The sequence below is a fragment of the Mesorhizobium sp. M1342 genome, assembly GCF_040317955.1.
GTDB lineage: Bacteria > Pseudomonadota > Alphaproteobacteria > Rhizobiales > Rhizobiaceae > Mesorhizobium.
Genome location: NZ_JAMYLI010000001.1, coordinates 139,740 through 158,364, shown reverse-complemented (window position 1 = coordinate 158,364; position 18,625 = coordinate 139,740). Strand labels below are relative to the sequence as shown.

Here is an 18,625-nt window from a genome sequence, read left to right as displayed (position 1 = left end):
AGAAGGCGGCCCAATCACTCCTGCGGCTTCACCACATCGACCGGGCTGATATCGAGCAGGTCGAGCGTGCGGCGCAGCAGGCGCACCTCGCTCTCGGCCAGTTGCGAATCGGCCTTGGCGATCTCCGCCATATGTTTGGCCAATTGCCGGCGCCGCTCGATGTCGAGATCGCGGAACAGTGCAATCGCCTGCGAGCCGTTGGTCTCGTAGCCGAACTCGTTGAGATATTCGATGACGCTGTCGATGCTGCTTTCCTGAATGCCGAAGGCGTCCTTGCAGATGCGCCGGAAGGCAACCATCTCGCTCTCGCTGACCGACCCATCGGCCAGGATCATGCGAAACAGCATCAGCAGTTCCGCCGACAGGACCGGATCGTCCGCCACCTTGCGCACACCCGGGTCGCCGTCGAATATCTGACGTATCTGGTCCAGCAATGCGAATGCCATCAGGAGCCTCTTTCCGGTTAACCACACAAATACAAATCCAAGCGCGATGCGCTTGGATAGAGGTAGCGCGGAATCGACCTTGCGCAAACAGGGCGGCCGTGGTCGAACGCCCGATATTTCAGCCGGCCGGACACCCCCATACACCAGATGATCGACCTTAGCATCCAGACCGTCGCCATGCTCGCCTTCGCCGCCTTTGCCGCGGGCTTTGTCGATTCGATCGCCGGCGGTGGCGGGCTGATCACGGTGCCGGCGCTGCTGCTTGCCGGCTTCACGCCGGTCCAGGCGCTCGCCACCAACAAACTCCAGGGCATGTTCGGTTCGGGCTCGGCGACCATCCACTACGCATCGAAGGGTCATGTCGACCTCCGCCGGCAATTGCCGTCGGCGCTTCTGGCCCTTGTCGGAAGCGCCATCGGCGCCTTGCTGGCAACGATCGTGCCGGGTGACATTCTGCGGGCTGCCCTGCCTATCGTGCTGATCGCCATCGCGCTCTACTTCGCGTTCAAGCCCAACATGAACGACATCGACCGCGCCGAGCGGCTGTCGCCCTTCCTGTTCGGACTGATCCTTGTGCCCGCCATCGGCTTCTACGATGGCCTGTTTGGACCGGGCGCAGGCTCCTTCTACATGCTGGCGTTCGTGGCGCTTGCCGGCTATGGCGTGCTCAAGGCGACGGCGCATACCAAGCTGCTCAACTTCGCCTCCAACATCGGCGGCTTCATCGTCTTCGCGGCCTTCGGCGTCGTCTACTGGAAGATCGGCCTGATGATGGGCGTTGCCCAGTTCCTCGGCGCCCGCGTCGGCGCCAGCCTGGCCATGCGCATCGGCGCGAAACTGATCAAGCCGCTGCTGGTAATCGTGTGCCTGGCGCTTGCTGTGAAGCTGCTGGCCGACCCGGCGAACCCACTGCGCGCCTTGATTGGTGTGTGATCACGCGCCCTGATAGAATGCCGCTGTTCGAATCATGTTGGAGAGGCAGACATGAATCTTAGCGCACCTACCCAGATCGTTTTTATCATCTCCGTTGTTATCGCCATCATCGGCGTCCTCGCCGCGCTTGGCGTTCTTGCATTCATTCCACTCGCATCGGTGTGGATCGTACTTATTGCTTTCATCGTGCTTGCCGGCGGCTGCTTGATGCGCGGCGCCTGACCATTTCCCTTGAAGTGGGGCCGAGGCGCGCCCGCCCAAACCCGGGGCGCTTTTGATTCCGGCCTCGAGTCTGCTAGATTTGACTTGGCGCAAGGATGGCCAATGCCCGTCGATATGCAACCCCAGCAAGAGCAGGACCGATCCGTCGCCGGGCGGTTCGAGATGCGCCGGCGCCTGCCCGACCCTCGACTTGAGGGCATTGTGTCAGACATTTGCGGCTATCGCGAAATGGCGCCCGGCCATATGCGCAACGTCGAATACGCGTCGCTCACCGTACCGCTGGTCATCAGCTTAGCCGAACCCTTCGCCATCGGCCTCGGCAAGGCGCCCGGCGACAATGACCGCTTCGCCAGTTTCGCCGCCGGTCTCTATGCCGGACCGGTGGTGATCGAATCCTTCGGCGGCGCCTGCTGCGTCCAGGTCAACTTCACGCCGCTTGGCGCACGCCGTTTCTTCCGCCTGCCGATGAGCGAGCTGGCTGACAGCATGGTCGCCCTCGACGACGTGCTTGGCGCGCAAGGCATGGCGCTGCGTGAACGGCTTGGCAACGCGCCGGACTGGGCCACGCGTTTCGACGTGGCCGAAGCCTTCGTCACCGCCCGTCTCGAGAACGCCGCGGAAACGCCGCTCGAAATCGCCTGGGCCTATGACCGCATCATCACATCCGGCGGCCGGACCCGCATTGCATCGATCGCCGAAAGACTGGGCTGGAGCCGCAAACATCTCGCCGGCGGTTTTTCCAACGCCATCGGCATCGGCCCCAAGACGCTGTCGCGCATCGTGCGCTTCAACCGCGCGCTCGGTCTGTCGAGGCAGCAGACCGCCGACTGGGCGGATATCGCCGCCGATTGCGGTTATGCCGACCAGGCGCATCTCGTGCGCGAGTTTCGTGATCTTGCCGGCGAGACGCCAACCTCGCTTTCAGTCAGGTAACATTTCTTCAAGACGCTGGAACGGCCTTTGAGCAGGGTGGGTTATCGACCAACCCAATGAAGGAGGTTCCCATGCCAACCACCACTGAAGCGCCGCGGCTTTACCCCGCTTTGCGCTACAAGAACGCGGCAAAAATGATCGACTGGCTGGGCGAGGCTTTCGGCTTCAGCGTCCGGGCCCGCTATGGCGAAGGCGATGTCGTGCACCATGCCGAACTGGTCTTCGGCTCCTCAATGATCATGCTGGGCACGGTGCGCGACGACGACTACGGCAAGATGGTCGGCGAGCCCGGCTCAGGCGGCGGCAAGTCGATCTACATTGCAGTCGATGATGCCGATGCCGCCTATGCCAAGGCCAAGAAGGCCGGCGCCACAATCATCCAGGAATTGACCAACCGCGACTATGGCAGCCGCGAGTTCATCTGCCGCGACCCGGAAGGCAATGTCTGGTCGTTTGGCACCTACTGGCCGAAGGCTGGCGAGAAGGCCTGAGTTATTGCGCTGCTGGCTGGGGATTGACCGAGGCGTCCTCAACTTCGTCATCCTCGGGTCTGCGCCGCGTCGCTACGCTCCTTGCTCCGCCCGTGGATGACGACGTGATCGGCGTTTCTCGCTAATTGCCAAGGTGGTTAGCCAACGGGGATCTATCGAGCCAACCCAAAAATCGCGTCACAGTCGAGATTAGTCTCCAGCTCGGCCGCGATCTCGTCCAGCGCTTTCTCGACCTCGGCGCGATAATCGACGCCGCCGCCGCTGACGCCAAGGCTCGCAAGGTAGGCGGCGCGAAAGCCATCGGCGCCAAACAGGCCATGCATATAAGTACCCAACACCTTGCCGTCGGCCGACACCGCCCCATCCTCGATGCCATTGATGATTGCCGACGGCCGCAGCGTATCCGGTCCGGTGGTGCGGCCGAGATGGATTTCGTAGCCTTCGAGCGGCAAGTCGAATTGCACCGAACGGGCGCTGATATTGCGCACCGTCTTTTCCGGTTCCATCACCGTTTCGACGTCGAGCAGGCCTAGCCCTTCGGCTTCGGTGACGCTGCCCTCGACGCCGTCGGGATCGCGGACAGCACGGCCGAGCATCTGGAAACCACCGCAAATGCCGACGACATGGCCGCCGCGCTTGCGATGGGCCAGCAAGTCGCGATCCCAGCCGTTCTCGCGGAATTTCAGGAGATCGCCGATCGTCGACTTGGAGCCCGGAATGACCACCAGTCCGGCATCGGCCGGCAGCGGCTTTCCCGGCGGCACGAACACCACCTCGACCTGCGGTTCGGCCTTGAGCGGGTCGAGATCGTCGAAATTGGCGATGCGGCCAAGCATCGGCACCGCCACCTTCAGCGCGCGCGCTTCGCCGGATGCCAGCCGTTCCAGCACCACCGAATCTTCCGAAGGCAGGCGTGCCGCCGCCTTCAGCCACGGAACGACACCGAAACAGCGCCATCCCGTGAATGTCTCGATCGACTTCAGACCGTCGTCGAACAGCGAAACGTCGCCGCGAAACTTGTTGATGAGGTAGCCGACGATCATGCGCCGGTCCTCTTCCGGCAGGATCAGATGCGTGCCGACGACCGAAGCGATGACGCCGCCGCGATCGATGTCGCCGACCAGCACCACCGGCACGTCGGCGCGCGTGGCAAAGCCCATATTGGCGATGTCGCGGCTGCGCAGGTTGATCTCGGCCGGCGAACCGGCGCCCTCTACGATGACCAGATCGGCGCCCTCGCCGACCTTGCCCCAGGAGTCCAGCACGGCATCCATCAGCCGGCCCTTCATCGCCTGGTAGTCGCGCGCCCGCGCTTCGCCGAACATTTTGCCCTGCACGATGACCTGCGCGCCGACATCGGTCTGCGGCTTGAGCAGCACCGGGTTCATGTGAACCGATGGCGCAACACCGCAAGCGATCGCCTGCAGCCATTGCGCGCGGCCGATCTCGCCGCCGCCATGATTGTTGTCGCCCGGAATGTCGGCGACGGCGGCGTTGTTCGACATGTTCTGCGGCTTGAATGGCCGCACCTTCAGCCCACGCTTTTTTGCCGCCCGGCAGAGGCCGGCGACCAGCACCGTCTTGCCGACATCCGAACCCGTGCCTTGCAGCATGATCGCTTTGGCCATCAGCCCCTGCCCTGCGCCACGGTTCCGGTAATATCGGATTTCTGCGCCAGCGGCCCGCCGCGCCAGATGTAGAGCGCCAGCAATGGGTCCTTGCCGGTGCGCATGGCGTGATTGACGTTGGACGCGTGGTGGACGACCTCGCCGGCCGTGCGCATGCAAAAGCCGCTCTCGCCCATGCGCCATTCGGTACCGCCGGTCAGCGGAATGTAGATTTCCTCGGCAATGTGATGGTGGTCGGGATAGACGATATCAGGCCCAAGGATCAGCACGCCGGCGGCGACCGCGTCATTGGCGAAGTGGCCTCGGTTGCCGAACACTTCCAGCCAGCCGTAATTGTCGATGAACTCTTTTCCGAAATCCGCCTCGCTGTAGGTCTGCCCCCAGCGGAAATCATTCCGACGCTCGGCAAGCAGTTGCACCAGCGGCTTGGCATCCGACGGCGCCAGTTCGGCGGCGCGATCAAGATGGCGCAGGCAGGCAAGCGGATGTGGCTCCAGCGTGCGGGCCGGCATGCCCCAGCCAATGCGCGCCACGGCTTCGCGCACCAAGGCGTGATCCACGGACGCAAGGTATGCGTGGAACCGGCCCAGCAGTTCATCGAATTTTGTCGTCACATTGTGCTCCGGACATGCATTGATGCACAGCCGCTCCCCAAATGGCCGGTTGATAGGCTCGGGTTGCGCGGCGGCATCATTGGTCTAGATTGGTGCGCGCGCAAAGCCAAAAACGACAGGCCAACAGGTCGAAGATTAGGGAGCACGCCATGGACGCCGCGGTCGATGCGAGCACCAGCCAGTTCGAACTTAACGAGGAGCAGCGCGCCATCCAGGAGATGGCGCAGGCCTTCGCCGCAGACCGTGTCGCGCCGAATGCGTTAGACTGGGACCGCAACAAGCATTTCCCGGCCGACGTGATCCGCGAGACCGGGCCGCTCGGCCTTGGCGGCATCTATATCAGCGATGACGTCGGTGGTTCCGCGCTCGGCCGGCTCGATGCCGTACTGATCTTCGAGGCGCTTGCGCACGCCGATCCGGCCTTCTCGTCCTTCATCTCGATCCACAACATGGTGGCCTCGATGATCGACCGTTTCGGCAATGACGAGCAGCGCCAGCGCTTCCTGCCCAAGCTCACGTCGATGGAATGGCTGGCGAGCTACTGCCTGACCGAGCCCGGCTCCGGCTCCGATGCCGCGGCGCTCAAGACCCGTGCGGTCAGGAGCGGCGACGACTATGTCCTCAACGGCACCAAGCAGTTCATCTCCGGCGCTGGCGACAGCGATGTCTACGCCGTCATGGTGCGCACCGGTGCCGAGGGGCCGAAAGGCATTTCCACCATCATCGTGCCGAAAGACGCGCCAGGCCTCTCCTTCGGCGCCAACGAGCACAAGATGGGCTGGCACATGCAGTCGACCCGCCAGGTGATTTTCGAGGATTGCAAGGTGCCGGCGGAAAACCTTTTGTCCGGCGAAGGCGCGGGCTTCGGCATCGCCATGGCCGGGCTCGACGGCGGCCGGCTGAACATATCAGCCTGTTCGCTGGGCGGCGCGCAGTCGGCGCTCGACAAGGCGCTTTCCTACACCGCCGAGCGCAAGGCCTTCGGCTCGAAGATCAACCAGTTCCAGGCGCTGCAGTTCAGACTGGCCGACATGGAGACCGAGCTGCAGGCGGCGCGTATTTTCCTTTATGCCGCCGCCTCGAAGCTCGACAGCAAGGCGCCGGATGCCGGCAAATGGTCGGCGATGGCCAAGCGCTTCGTCACCGATACCGGCTTCAACGTCGCCAACGACGCACTGCAGCTGCTCGGCGGCTATGGCTACCTGCATGACTACGGCATCGAGAAGCTGGTGCGGGACCTGCGGGTACACCAGATCCTGGAAGGCACGAACGAGATCATGCGCGTCATCATCGCGCGGGCGCTGATTGGTAGGCAGTAGGCAGTAGGCAGTAGGCAGTAGGCAGTAGGCAGTGAGATGACCGGCAAGATCAGTTCGTACAAGGATCTTATCGTGTGGCAGCAGGCGATGGATCTGGCTGTCGCCACCTATTCTTTGACCAAGGCATGGCCCAAGGAAGAATTGTACGGGTTGACCAGCCAAATCCGCCGTTCAGCGACCTCTATCCCTGCAAACATCGCCGAAGGTTATGGTCGAGACAACAGAGGCTCTTATCAGCAATTTCTCCGGATCGCCCAAGGCTCGCTGAAGGAGTTCGAGACACACCTCCAGATCGCCGAACGCATTGGCCTTGCCACGCATGATCAAGCTGATCACTTGCTGATATCGACCGAGGGCATCGGCAAAATGCTTCGCCAACTCATTGTCAGACTTACACCGGAATAGACATGCCTACTGCCTACTGCCTACTGCCTAGCCCAAATCACGGAGCACCATTATGAGCAACATTGCCTTCATCGGCCTAGGGAACATGGGTAATCCGATGGCCGCTAACCTGGTCAAGGCGGGGCATGCGGTGAATGGTTTCGACCTTGTGCCGGAAAGCCTCACCGTCGCCCGAGAGCATGGCGTGACTGTGATGGCCAATGCCGTTGCCGCAGCGAAGGATGCCGATGTGGTGATTACGATGCTTCCCGCTGGCAAGCATGTGCTCTCCGTCTACGAAGACATCGCGCCCAAGGCGAAAAAGGGGGCGCTGTTCATCGATTCCTCCACCATCGATGTGGAGTCGGCGCGCAAGGTGCACGCCATAGCCGCCAAACACGGCCTGCTATCCATCGATGCGCCCGTCTCAGGCGGCACCGGCGGTGCCGCAGCCGGCACGCTGACCTTCATGGCCGGAGGCTCCGATGACGCCTTTGCAACCGCGGAGCCGATCCTGAAGCCGATGGCCGGCCGCATCGTCCATTGCGGCGGCGACGGCGCCGGCCAGGCGGCAAAGATCTGCAACAACATGATCCTCGGCATTTCGATGATCGGTGTCGCCGAAGCCTTCGTGCTGGCGGAAAAGCTCGGCCTGTCACACCAGGCGCTGTTCGACGTCGCCTCAACCTCGTCGGGGCAATGCTGGTCCTTGACCACCTATTGCCCGGTGCCCGGCCCGGTGCCGACTTCGCCCGCAAACAGGGACTACAACCCAGGATTTGCAGCAGCACTGATGCTGAAAGACCTGAAATTGTCCCAGGAAGCCGCGCAAAGTGCGGGTGCTGTAACGCCGCTTGGTGCCGAAGCAGCCCAGCTCTATGCCTTGTTCAACGCCCAGGGACATGGCGGCGTCGATTTCTCCGGCATAATTAATTTTCTCAGGGGTAACCCAGCGTAACCCTTGGATTTGGCGGGTTTTTCCGGTTTCCTTCGGTGGAAAAAATGCAAATTTAGATTTGCTTAAGCTCTCGATAACTCCGCGGTAACGATGTCCCTATAAAACGGACTGCGAGGCGGACATATCTCATCCGCCCGGCGCTCCGGATCAGGTCTCGCGTACCGGAGCCCGTAAGTTTCGACAAGTGCCATAAGTTTCGCAAAGTGTTTGCGTAGCGAAGCGCCATGCGTATCTGGCAAAGCCGCGTTCCTGATGGAGCGCGGTTTTTGCGTTTTGCCCTGCAGCACGTTTTGAGACATCGATAACCCGGAAACTGTACTCCGGGATGCCTCACATGCGCCCGCGGGCGCCTTCCGGATCATAGGGCGAGTCGGCGATCACCTTGGCCGCGCGGCGCTCGCCGAGGATGGACACCTCGAGCTCGATACCGGGCGACACAAGTTCCAGGGGCAACAGCGCAAGTGCGATGTCGTGACCGAAAGTGTAGGAGTAGCCCGCAGAGGTGATGTGGCCGACGAGCTCGCCTTCGCGGTAGACGCCCTCGAAGGCGAACGCGCTCGCACCGTCCGTATCGATCGACAGCGTGGCGATCCGGCGTGCCGCCCCCTGCTTCTGTTTTGCGACCAGTGCCGCGCGGCCGATGAAGTCCCCTTTGTCGAGGCTCATGAATCGGTCGAGGCCGCTCTCCCAGGCCGACAGTTCGAGATTCATGTCGCGATACATGGCGCGGTAGGATTTATCGAGACGAAGCGATTCCAGCGCTTGAAGTCCGACCAGCCTCAGTCCGTGCGCCTCCCCCGAGGCCAGGAGCGCATCCAGCAAATGCCGCTGATAGCAGAGCGGATGATAGAGCTCCCATCCCAATTCGCCCGAATAGTTGACGCGCAGCAGTCGCACGTCGCTGGCCATGCCGACAGTGCCGGACTGCACGCTGAACCAGGGGAAGGCCTCGTTGGAGAGATCTATTTCCGTCAGCGGCTGCAATATGTCGCGCGCCTTCGGCCCAACCACCGTGAAGCTGCCGCGATCCTCCGTGACGTTGCGCAGATGCACGCTGCCGTCCTTCGGCAACAGCCGGCGGAGATCGTCAAGGTTACAGCGCTCTGCGCGCGGCGTCGATATGAGATAGAACAGGTCGCTCTGCAGCCGCGCCACCACATACTCGGCCTGCACGCCGCCGGCCGGCGTCAGGTGATGGGCAAGAGCGACGCGACCGGGACGCGGCAGTCTGTTGGCCAGGATTCCGTCGAGCCAGTCCCTTGCGCCCGGTCCGCTGACCTCGAACTTGGTCATTGGTGTCATCTCGACCAGGCCAGCGGTCTGGCGGACAGCCTGGACCTCCGCGGCGACGTGGTTCCCTTTGGGGGTCCAGCGCCAGCTGTAGACGTTGCGCGCTTCGACACCGGCAGGCGCAAACCAGCTCGGCATCTCCCAGCCGTTCAACACATCCCACACCGCGCCGAGCTGGCTTAGACGGTCATAGGAAGGGGCCGTTTTCTGCGGTCGTGCCGCCGGCATGTCCTGGCCTGGATAGTGCTGTGCGGCGTGGGTGCCCCAGGCTTCCCGGACCTTTGCCCGGGTCCAGTTCTTGTTGGCATATTGGCCGAACCGACGGGGATCCAGCTCCGCCGTGTCGATGCTGTTGCCACCCTCCACGATCCGTTCGGAGAGGTAGTAGCCAATCGCACCGCCCCAAAGGATGCCCCCCGGCACCCCTTCGGCGAGCCAGACATTCTCCAGGCCCCACGCCTGCCCCATCAGCGGCAGTTCATCGGCCGTCATCTGGAAAGGCCCTCGCACATTCCGCTTGATGCCGGCGCGGCCTAGTGCGGGGACCAGTTCGGTCGCGCGCTCCCAGTTCCAGGAAACGGCGTCGAAATCTTCATCGAGCAGATCGGCGCCGAACCATTCCGGGACGCCGTTTTCGGCGAACAGCTTGAGCTGCTCGGTACGCTCATAGGGGCCGAACATCAGCCCGTCCCCCTCTTCGCGCAGATAGCCCTCGTAACCCTCGTCCCTGAGGATCGGCATCTCCGGAAGACCAAGCCGTTTGCGTTCCACCACCTCGGGAACCGACTCGGTGATCCAGTACTGATGCAGGATCGGGATCGCGGGAATGTCCAGGCCCAGCATGGCGCCTGTCTGGCGTGCGTAATTGCCGGTCGCAAGGATGACATGTTCGCAAACGATGTCACCGCGCGAGGTCTTGACCCTCCACTCGCCGCTCGGCATCCGCTCGAAACCCACGACCTCGGTATCAAGATGGATCTTCGCGCCGAGGTCGCGTGCACCCTTGGCCATGGCCTGGGTGACATCGGCGGGTGCAATGTGGCCGTCATCGGGATGGTAGAGGGCGCCCAGCATGCTGTTGTTGTCGAGCAGCGGCCAGATCTCTCGCGCCTCCGCGGGCGATACGATCCGGGCCCGCACACCCTGGACCTCGGCAACGTCCATGTAGCTTCTGTACTCGTCCAGCCTGTCGCGCGTGTTGGCAATGCGCAGCTGGCCGCATTTGTGCCAGCCGACGTTCTGGCCCGTCTCCGCCTCCAGCCCCTCATAGATTTCGATCGACCTGGCGATCATGCGGCTGACATTGCGGCTGCGCGCGTAAGAGGGGATGAGCCCCGCGGCATGCCATGTCGACCCGGCCGTAAGCTGCGTTCGCTCCAACAATGCCACATCGGTCCAGCCGCGCTTTGCCAGGCCGTAGAGAATGCCGGCACCCACACAGCCGCCACCGACCACGACCGCACGAAAGGAACTCACCATATGCGCGTGCCCTTGTATGAAATTGCCACCGGCCCACATGAACGCATGCGCATACTGTCAGACAGCATCCGGCTTTTCAGCATATTTCCTTGTCTGGAACGCAGCAGTGGTGACCCGATTGTTGGGCCACAAAGCCGACCGAACTGTCAGCCTTCGCGCCCGTGTTTAGGCTGCTTTTTTTGCGTTTTGCCCAGCTATATTCCGATTGCAGCATTCGGGATCGGGACATGATCTTCGTTGATCAGCACGATCGGCGCATTGGTTCCCTCGACCCTGACGACCAGCAGGCGCAAGCTCCATGTGCCGGCTGTCCGGACAGCGGTCGAATAGGCCGTGCCCTTGCCCTTGGCGCCGTGGACCGGAATGCCGAACTGGGCGTCGCCGGCCCCATTTGCATTGACGTTGAGATGGCCGCCGACCCAGAAACTGTCGGTCAAATCATCACCCAACGCCGCCTTGACGCGGTCGTCGGCGCGAAGCCTGTCCATCGTCATGTGATAGGCATCGCTGCCTTTCAGGACGTAGGGAATGCTGCCCACCATCGTCGCGCAGCCGCCAATCCCGACAACCCAGACGGCAAGGCCGGCGATTGCCCAGTTGCGCTGCGTCTTGCGAAACTGTTCCGCGTCACGCCAGGCGCGGTTCTGCCAAGCCCAGCGGCTGCCGCGCGCGCCCAGGACGATGATCATGATGATGTTGACGACAGGGATCAGCGCCAGCAACGCGATGAAAGTGCTGTTGCCGATGCCCCAGATCCAGTTGAGGAAGAAGGCGCCCCAGTTCCAGCGGTCGAGTTCGGCTGGAATTTCAGCCGGCTGGTTGAGCGGTTGTCCGGCCATCGTGTCCCCCATCGGTGACGTACCGACTGATTCTAGCGCATGCGCCCGTCAATGCGCAAAATCAAAGTTCTGCAACTTCTGTCAGGTCTTGTTGGACAGCCGGCGAAAATTCGCTTTCACGGCACGGCTTGCCGGCTTCAGCGCGGCGCTGATCGAGCGCTCCGCCGCGACCCCGTTGAACAGCGACGGCGTGCGGCCGGAAAAGATTTCCGGCCAGAACCGCGATGCCGATTGCAGGAAGGACATTTGCGCCGCAAACACGCCTTCGGCCATAGCGGCGGTCTTCTCGTTTACCGCACGCGCGGTCTCCGTGCTCCATGGCTGGCTGCTCCCGCCATCCATGGTCATCAACGGCAGCCGCATCATCGCCACCAGCGGCGCCAGCATCAGGTCGCCGCCGATGCTGGCCGCTTCTTGCGTCCGTCGGCTCTTGCCGGTCTTTCTCATGGAAACAAAACCCCTTGTCGCGGCCGAATCAGCCGCAGCCCCACACACTACGCGCTTGTGGTGGAATTCGTTCGCTCCCCGCGTCAGCATGGCCTCAAGGCTGGGCGCTCCCGCCGAGGAGCGCCCAGCCGAGGGGTCGAGTTCTACCGCTTGCGCAGATCGGCTTGCGCCAGATCCAGCGCCTTCGAGATGCGATCGCAGGCCATATCGATCGTATCGCGGGTCCAGATCAGCGGCGGCGACAGGATCATCGTGTCGCCGGTAGCGCGCAGCATCATGCCGTGCGCGATGGCATGATCGCGCACGGTCACCGCCGCACTTCCAGCCGGCAGGAACCGCTCCTTGGTCGCCTTGTCCTTGACGATCTCGATCGCGCCCATCAGTCCGATCGAACGCACCTCGCCGACCAGATCATGTCCGGCAATGCGCTCCTGCAACGCCTTGGCGAAATAAGGACCGGTGTCGTTCCTGACGCGGTCGACCAGCCCTTCGCGCTCGATGATCTCGAGGTTCTTCAGCGCCACGGCGCAGGCCACCGGGTGGCCGGAATAGGTGTAGCCATGGTTGAACTCGCCGCCCTTCTCGACCAGCGTCGAGGCGATGCGGTCGCCAACCAGCAATGCCGACAGCGGTTGATAGCCCGAGGTCAGAGCCTTGGCGGTGGTGATCGTGTCGGGCTCGATGCCGAGCGTCTGGGCGGCGAACCATTCGCCGGTGCGGCCATAACCGGTGATGACTTCGTCCAGCATCAACAGGACATCGTATTTGCGGCAGATGCGCTGCACTTCCGGCCAGTAGCTTGCCGGCGGTATCTTCACGCCGCCCGCCCCCATGACCGGCTCGCCGATAAACGCGGCAACCTTGTCGGCGCCGGCTTCGAGGATCGCCTCCTCGACAGCCCCGGCCGCGCGCAGGCCGAAATCATGATCGCTCTCGCCAGGCAGCGCCAGTTCATAGGCGTAGGGCATCATCACATGGACGATGTTGGGCACCGCACCGTTGAGCTGCTTGTGCATACCATCCATGCCACCGAGCGAGGTGCCGGCAACGGTCGAGCCGTGATAGGCCATCTTGCGCGAGATGATGCGGTTCTTCTCCGGCTGGCCTTCCAGCACCCAATAGTGGCGCACGAGGCGCAGGGCCGTGTCGTTGGCCTCCGAGCCCGACGAGCCATAGAACACCTGGTTGACGTGCTTCGGCGCGATCTCCGCCAGCTTCTTGGACAGCAGCACTGGCGTCGGCGTCGAGCATTTGAAGAAGGAGTTGTAATAAGGCAGTTCCTTCATCTGGGCATAGGCGGCGTCGGCCAGCTCGTCACGGCCATAGCCGATGTTGACGCACCACAGCCCGGCCATGCCGTCGAGGATTTCAGCCCCTTCGGAATCGTAGATGAAAGGGCCGTTGGCATGGGTGATGATGCGCGACCCGGCCCCGCGCATTTCCTTGTGGTCGGTGAACGGATGCAGATGATGCGCGGCGTCGATCTGCTGAAGCTGCTTCAGCGAATAATTCTGATAGGTCATGTCTGATCTTTCCTCTGGATTCTATCCGGCAAGCCGGGGCGAATGCTTCAGAGGCAGAGAGGTGGCGAATAGCCGATGCGGGCGCACAGCCGCAAAAGCTCGGCGCGCAGCGTACGCGGTGACGGCGTCACCGCGACCCGCAATGCGCGAGCCTCAAATGCGTCAATCAACATCCTGACGAGAGCCATGGAAGCCATCTTAGAGCAAAGGCTGGTCGAGGAGAACCACCCTTTGCTTGGCCCATAACGGAATGAGTCTAGGCCTTGGCTGTCAGCGCCCTCTGCAGGAAGACATATTTCATCGCCGTCTGCGCCGCCTGCGGCCGGCGGTCGCCACGCCCGCCATGGCCGCCCTCGGTCTCCTCGAAGAACAGCGTCCTGGCATGGCCGGCTTCCTGCAGGCGGGCGGCCATCTTGCGCGCATGGCCGGGATGGACCCGATCGTCAGCGGTCGATGTGGTCAGCAGCACCGGCGGATAGGCGGCAGCGGCGTCGACATGCTGGTAGGGCGAGTAGGCTGAAAGCCACTTCGCGTCTTCGGGTTTCGACGGATCGCCGTATTCGGCCATCCACGAGGCGCCGGGCGGCAATTCGGCGTAACGCAGCATGTCGAGCAGCGGCACCTCGATAATGACGGCGCCGAAAAGCTCGGGATGCTGCGTCAAGGAAACGCCGGTCAGCAAGCCGCCATTCGAACCACCCTGGATGCCGAGTGAGCTTGCTGTCGCGATGCCGCGCTTGACGACGTCCTGCGCGACCGCTGCGAAATCATCGAATCCGTTTTGGCGATTGCCCTTGAGCGCCGCTTGATGCCAGGCCGGGCCGAACTCGCCGCCGCCACGGATGCAGGCCTGCACATAGGCATTGCCCTTTTCCAGCCATAGCCTGCCGCGCACGCCGGCATAGCCGGGCAGCAGCGGCACTTCGAAACCGCCATAGCCGTAAAGCAGCGTCGGCACCGGCCCCTTCTGATCGCGCCGCCTGACGACGAAATAAGGGATCATCGTGCCGTCCTTGGAGCGCGCCTCGAACTGTTCCGAGATCAGCGGCGAGGCATCGAAACGCGCCGGCTGCGACTTCACGGTTTCTAGCGTCTCGCCATTGTCGTCAGACCAGATGATCGAACTCGGCGTCAGGAAATCGGTGAAGGAGAAGGACACGCTCGAGCCGAACTGCTCGGCATGGCTGATGCCGACATTGCCATTTTCGGGCAGCGCCACCGGTTTCAGCGACCAGTTGCCATCCTTGCGCTCGCAGACGACGACCTTGCCGCGCACATTGTCCATCAGGCTGATGAACAGCCGGTCCCGCGTGCGGGCAACGCCGGCTATGGAAACGCGATATGCCGGCTCGAACAAGGTTTCGACAGGTCCGAGCGCGCCGATCTTGACCCAGTGCGCGAGATCCAGCGAATAGAGGCCGTCGGGCTTGCAAACCGTGCCGTCGGGCGCCGTCCATGGACTGCGTACGCCGAACACGAGCTGATCCCTGAATATTGCCGTATCGGTCATGTCGTCCGGTAGCGGCAGTTGTTTGTTTTCGCCGGAAGGCAGCCGAAGGAAGATGTGCGAAGCGAAGAAATTCAGCGTTCGAGCCAGGACCAGATAACGTCTGTCACCGTCGTACTCGACAGCGGCACCAACGGCGAGATCCTCTTTCTGCGCCTCGAAGATCGGCGTCGCGTCTTCCAGCTTGGTACCGCGCTTCCACAGCTTTATGACTCGCGGATAGCCGGACTCGGTCTTGTCGGCCTCGTCGAAAGCGGCCGAAACAATCACGGTGTCCTTATCCAGCCAGCTGAAGCCCGACTTGGAAGTCGGTGCACGAAACCCACCCTCGACAAACGACTTGGTCGCGATGTCGAATTCGCGCATCTCGCTGGCGTCGCCGCCATCCGGCGACATACTCACCAGGCAACGGTTGAAGTCCGGATAGAGTCGGCTTGCGCCGCCAAAAACCCATTTTACCCCCTCCTTCGCCGCAAGCTGGTCGAAGTCGATGATCGTTTCCCAGTCGGGCTTCTCGGTCTTGTAGGAAGCGACGGTCGTGCGGCGCCAGAGGCCGAGCACATTGGTCTTGTCCTGCCAGAAATTGTAGACATGGCCGGCTTTTGCCGCGCCGACCGCGATGTTGTCCTCGGCCGTCATCAGGTCGAGCGCGGTCTGGAACGACGCCTGATAGGACGGATCGCCCTGCAATTCGCCAACCGTGACCTCGTTCTGGCGATGTACCCAGTCCAGTGACTGCTTGGCCGTCCTGTCCTCCAGCCAGAGGAAGGGATCGTCGGTCGAGGGGGTGGAATTCGGCGTCTGGGTGGCAGGCTTGGTCATGAGGTCTCCGATAAACGCGTTGCTTTGAAAAGGCCAACGCCGACAGGCTGTATCGATATTCTCAGCGCACGATTGAGGCTTTCCGCCGACCAGCGAGGCTAGCAATAGCCAGCGCCAGGCACAGCAGCCCAAGCGTGATCGGCAGCCCGCCGGCACCCAGAATATCCATGGCGCCGCCCGCCAGCGGCGGCACGGCGATACCGCCGACGCCCCACATCAAGGAAAAGGCCGCGTTACCGGCAACCAGTGCGGAGCCGGTGAAGCGTTCGCCGAGCTCGATGATCGACATCGTGTAGATGCCGTAGGAAACCGCGCCCCAGATAAAGACCATTGGCCAGATGAGCGGCGACTCGATGAGAAGCGGAAGCAGGACGCAGCCGAGCACCGTGATCGCGACGCAGGCGAGCCGTACCAGGAGCGCGGAAAGCCTTTCCGCCAAAAGGCCGAGCGGCACCTGCATGGCGATGTTGCCGGCAATCATCACCGACAGCAGCGCCGACATGCGGGTTTCGGTGATGCCGTGATGGGTGCCATAGACCGGCAGCAACGCCAGCGCGCCCTGTTCGAAGCCGGCGGCGACTATGACGGCAAACAAAATCAGCCACGCCAGCGGCACGAAACCCAGGACGGAAACCTGATGCCCGGCCTCGTCGACCTTGGGCAAACGCGGCAGCACCAAGCCCAGGCAGATGCCGCACAGCACGAAGGCGGAGATACCGACGAGGAAGGGCGGCCAGCCCTCGGTGCCGACTGCAAGCAGGCACAGTGGCCCGGCCGCGAAACCGGCCGAGATGATCGTCGAATAGACACCCATGACGCGCCCTCGCCGGGCCGGCGGCGCCAGCGCGATGACCCAGATCTCGCTCAGCACATAGAGCGGGTTGCTCACCACACCGATCAGGAAGCGCAGGGGAAACCACAAATAGACATTTTGCGTCCAGCCGATCAGCGCCAGCACGACAGCCGAAAGGGCCGCACAGGTAAGCGCCGTGCGCCCTGCCCCGAACCGCCGCGCCAGCGCCGGGATCAATGGCGACGACAGGATGAAACCGATCGGCGTCATGGCCGCCGACAAGCCGATCATCGCTGGCGAAACGCCCTGGCGCTGCAGGATGAAACTCAGCAGCGGATAGGACAACCCTTGCGCGACGGCGAACACCGAGACGGTCGCGATCACACCGGTGATGCCAGCCCATTGCATCGTCTCGTCCTTGTTCGATTCAACCAAATTCATGTGCGCACCGCTATCGAGGCTGCAGGATTAGCGATTGAGCAACGTGGTGGTAAGCCCCTGGCAGGCGAAAACAGTTTGCTCCAGACAATGCCTGTCAGGAGGCTGGGCCTGTCAGGAGGCTGGGCCTGTCAGGAGGCTGGGCCTGTCAGGAGATTGGGCTTGTCAGGAAGCTCGGCGCACGGACGACCGATACAGCGCGAACATCACCAGCACCGCGTCGAGGCCGGCGATCACGACCGGCAGCCCGAGCGGGCCGATGCCTTGCATGAGCAGGCCGGCACCGGGTGGGCCGACGATGCCACCGACGCCCCACATCAGTGCAAAGGCAGCGTTGCCGGCGACCAGCACAGAGCCCTTGAACCGGCTGCCGAGTTCGACCAATGCCATGGTGTAGACGCCGTAACCGACCGCGCCCATCACCAGCAGCACGACCCAGATCAACGGCGTTGCGATCAGCAGAGGCAGCAAAAGCGCGCAAACGGTTGTTGCCAGCGCGCAGACGATGATCATGGCGCGTGCGCCAAAACGCTCCGCCAGAAGACCGAGTGGTATCTGCAGCAGGATGTTTCCGAGGGAAAGCGCCATCACCAGCGAGGCCAGAACGGCTTCGGCCAGGCCGTAGCTGGCGCCGAAGACCGGGACCAGCGCATAGGTGCTCTGCTGGACCGCCGCCGAGACAAGCACGGCAAGCAGCAGCGCCGGCGCCATCCTGGCAAAGCCGACGAGGCCGCTGGCAGGCTGGCCGTCATCCTCGAAACCGGTGAGCTTAGACGAGACCGCGTGCAGGATCACCGCGCAGAGCGCGAAACCGGCGACGCCGACCATGAAGGGCGCCCAGCCCGACGTACCGAGCAGGGTCAGCGCGAATGGTCCGGCGGCGTAACCGGCGCCCATCAGCGTGTTGAACACGCCCATCACCCTGCCGCGCCGCGATGGCGGCGCCAGCGACAGTGCCCACACCTCGCCGAGAATGTAGAGCGGGTTGATGACGACGCCGATGATAAAGCGGATGACGAACCAAGCCACCCAGTCCTGCAGATAGCCGATGCCCAGGAAGCAGAGCGCGCCGATCAGCGAGCAGCCGACCGCCAGGTTGCGCCCACCGACCAGCCGCACCGCGGCCGGCACGAAGGAAGCCGAAAGGATCAGCCCGAGCGGCATCATCGCCGCCGACAAGCCGATCAGCGCCGGCGACATGCCCTGTTTCTGCATCAGCAGCGTGAACAGCGGCGAGCTCAACCCCTGCGCAGCGCCGAACATGGCAAGTGCCGCGGTGACGCCGGCAAGCGCTGCCCATTGCGTTCCTGCTTCGCCTTCGCTCGAGCCGGTCGCGACCATGCTGCCATCCAAATGAACTGCTGGCCATCCGGCCGGCAAGCCGAGTAGCTATCGGTTCGATCCCGGGAAAGGAAGGGCCGGCCGCCGAAATCCGCTTAAGCCAACGAGGCGGCGGGATCAGGCCGATGTCGTGGCCGCGCAACTGCCGTTCCGGCATGTCGCTTCCCTCGCCCTAGTGGTCGCCGCCTCCGCAATGGCTGGGCAGCCGCCGGTCCATT

General features: G+C 63.0%; 17 protein-coding genes. 7 read left to right on the top strand and 10 right to left on the bottom strand.

The window, feature by feature from the left end; genetic code table 11:
• Positions 1-14 precede the first annotated feature (14 nt).
• The gene (locus NKH06_RS00770; protein WP_352552444.1) at positions 15-446 is read right to left on the bottom strand and encodes a TerB family tellurite resistance protein; all 432 of its coding nucleotides are present in this window, start codon (positions 444-446) and stop codon (positions 15-17) included.
• A gap of 147 nt (positions 447-593) precedes the next feature.
• Here NKH06_RS00770 and NKH06_RS00765 point away from each other — a divergent pair, with 147 nt between their 5' ends.
• The 4 genes from NKH06_RS00765 to NKH06_RS00750 all read left to right on the top strand — a co-directional run bounded on the left by NKH06_RS00765 (position 594) and on the right by NKH06_RS00750 (position 3,025).
• Positions 594-1,379, top strand: a complete 786-nt coding sequence (locus NKH06_RS00765; protein WP_023812273.1) for a TSUP family transporter — start codon at positions 594-596, stop codon at positions 1,377-1,379.
• A gap of 51 nt (positions 1,380-1,430) precedes the next feature.
• Positions 1,431-1,601, top strand: a complete 171-nt coding sequence (locus NKH06_RS00760; protein WP_023812274.1) for a hypothetical protein — start codon at positions 1,431-1,433, stop codon at positions 1,599-1,601.
• 102 nt (positions 1,602-1,703) lie between these two features.
• A complete protein-coding gene (locus NKH06_RS00755) occupies positions 1,704-2,534 on the top strand; it encodes a helix-turn-helix domain-containing protein (RefSeq protein ID WP_352891873.1) in 831 nt (276 codons plus the stop codon).
• A gap of 71 nt (positions 2,535-2,605) precedes the next feature.
• On the top strand, positions 2,606-3,025 hold the full coding sequence (locus tag NKH06_RS00750) for a VOC family protein (RefSeq protein WP_352629361.1): 420 nt from the start codon (positions 2,606-2,608) through the stop codon (positions 3,023-3,025).
• A gap of 152 nt (positions 3,026-3,177) precedes the next feature.
• Here NKH06_RS00750 and NKH06_RS00745 read toward each other — a convergent pair whose 3' ends face one another.
• Positions 3,178-4,653, bottom strand: coding sequence for a cobyric acid synthase (locus NKH06_RS00745; RefSeq protein WP_352679768.1), 1,476 nt, complete (start codon positions 4,651-4,653; stop codon positions 3,178-3,180).
• Entirely contained in the window at positions 4,653-5,267 is a 615-nt protein-coding gene (locus tag NKH06_RS00740) for a dimethylsulfonioproprionate lyase family protein (RefSeq protein ID WP_023812278.1), read from the bottom strand. The genes NKH06_RS00745 and NKH06_RS00740 overlap by 1 nt, the downstream gene beginning before the upstream one ends.
• 149 nt (positions 5,268-5,416) lie before the next feature.
• Here NKH06_RS00740 and NKH06_RS00735 point away from each other — a divergent pair, with 149 nt between their 5' ends.
• From NKH06_RS00735 to mmsB, 3 genes are read left to right on the top strand one after another with little or no spacing between them, the layout of a single operon-like run.
• Complete coding sequence (locus NKH06_RS00735; protein WP_352439876.1) at positions 5,417-6,586, top strand: isobutyryl-CoA dehydrogenase; 1,170 nt, start codon at positions 5,417-5,419, stop codon at positions 6,584-6,586.
• 36 nt (positions 6,587-6,622) lie between these two features.
• The gene (locus NKH06_RS00730; protein ID WP_023812280.1) at positions 6,623-6,991 is read left to right on the top strand and encodes a four helix bundle protein; all 369 of its coding nucleotides are present in this window, start codon (positions 6,623-6,625) and stop codon (positions 6,989-6,991) included.
• A 52-nt stretch (positions 6,992-7,043) separates the two neighbouring features.
• Positions 7,044-7,928 carry a 3-hydroxyisobutyrate dehydrogenase gene (gene mmsB / locus NKH06_RS00725; protein ID WP_352891870.1) on the top strand — a complete coding sequence of 295 codons (885 nt, stop codon included), beginning with the start codon at positions 7,044-7,046 and terminating at the stop codon, positions 7,926-7,928.
• Between the two features lie 330 nt (positions 7,929-8,258).
• Here mmsB and NKH06_RS00720 read toward each other — a convergent pair whose 3' ends face one another.
• The 7 genes from NKH06_RS00720 to NKH06_RS00690 form a co-directional block, all read right to left on the bottom strand.
• Positions 8,259-10,697 (bottom strand): GcvT family protein, encoded by a 2,439-nt coding sequence (locus tag NKH06_RS00720; RefSeq protein ID WP_352891869.1) that lies wholly within the window; start codon positions 10,695-10,697, stop codon positions 8,259-8,261.
• Between the two features lie 194 nt (positions 10,698-10,891).
• On the bottom strand, positions 10,892-11,536 hold the full coding sequence (locus tag NKH06_RS00715; protein WP_023812283.1) for a cytochrome c oxidase assembly factor Coa1 family protein: 645 nt from the start codon (positions 11,534-11,536) through the stop codon (positions 10,892-10,894).
• Positions 11,537-11,617: 81 nt separating this feature from the next.
• The gene (locus tag NKH06_RS00710) at positions 11,618-11,983 is read right to left on the bottom strand and encodes a hypothetical protein (protein ID WP_023812284.1); all 366 of its coding nucleotides are present in this window, start codon (positions 11,981-11,983) and stop codon (positions 11,618-11,620) included.
• A gap of 143 nt (positions 11,984-12,126) precedes the next feature.
• A complete protein-coding gene (locus NKH06_RS00705; protein WP_128303967.1) occupies positions 12,127-13,506 on the bottom strand; it encodes an aspartate aminotransferase family protein in 1,380 nt (459 codons plus the stop codon).
• A gap of 256 nt (positions 13,507-13,762) precedes the next feature.
• On the bottom strand, positions 13,763-15,835 hold the full coding sequence (locus NKH06_RS00700) for a prolyl oligopeptidase family serine peptidase (RefSeq protein WP_352891867.1): 2,073 nt from the start codon (positions 15,833-15,835) through the stop codon (positions 13,763-13,765).
• A gap of 61 nt (positions 15,836-15,896) precedes the next feature.
• Entirely contained in the window at positions 15,897-17,069 is a 1,173-nt protein-coding gene (locus tag NKH06_RS00695) for an MFS transporter (protein WP_128303965.1), read from the bottom strand.
• Positions 17,070-17,231: 162 nt separating this feature from the next.
• Positions 17,232-18,407, bottom strand: coding sequence for an MFS transporter (locus NKH06_RS00690; RefSeq protein WP_128303964.1), 1,176 nt, complete (start codon positions 18,405-18,407; stop codon positions 17,232-17,234).
• Positions 18,408-18,625: the final 218 nt, after the last annotated feature.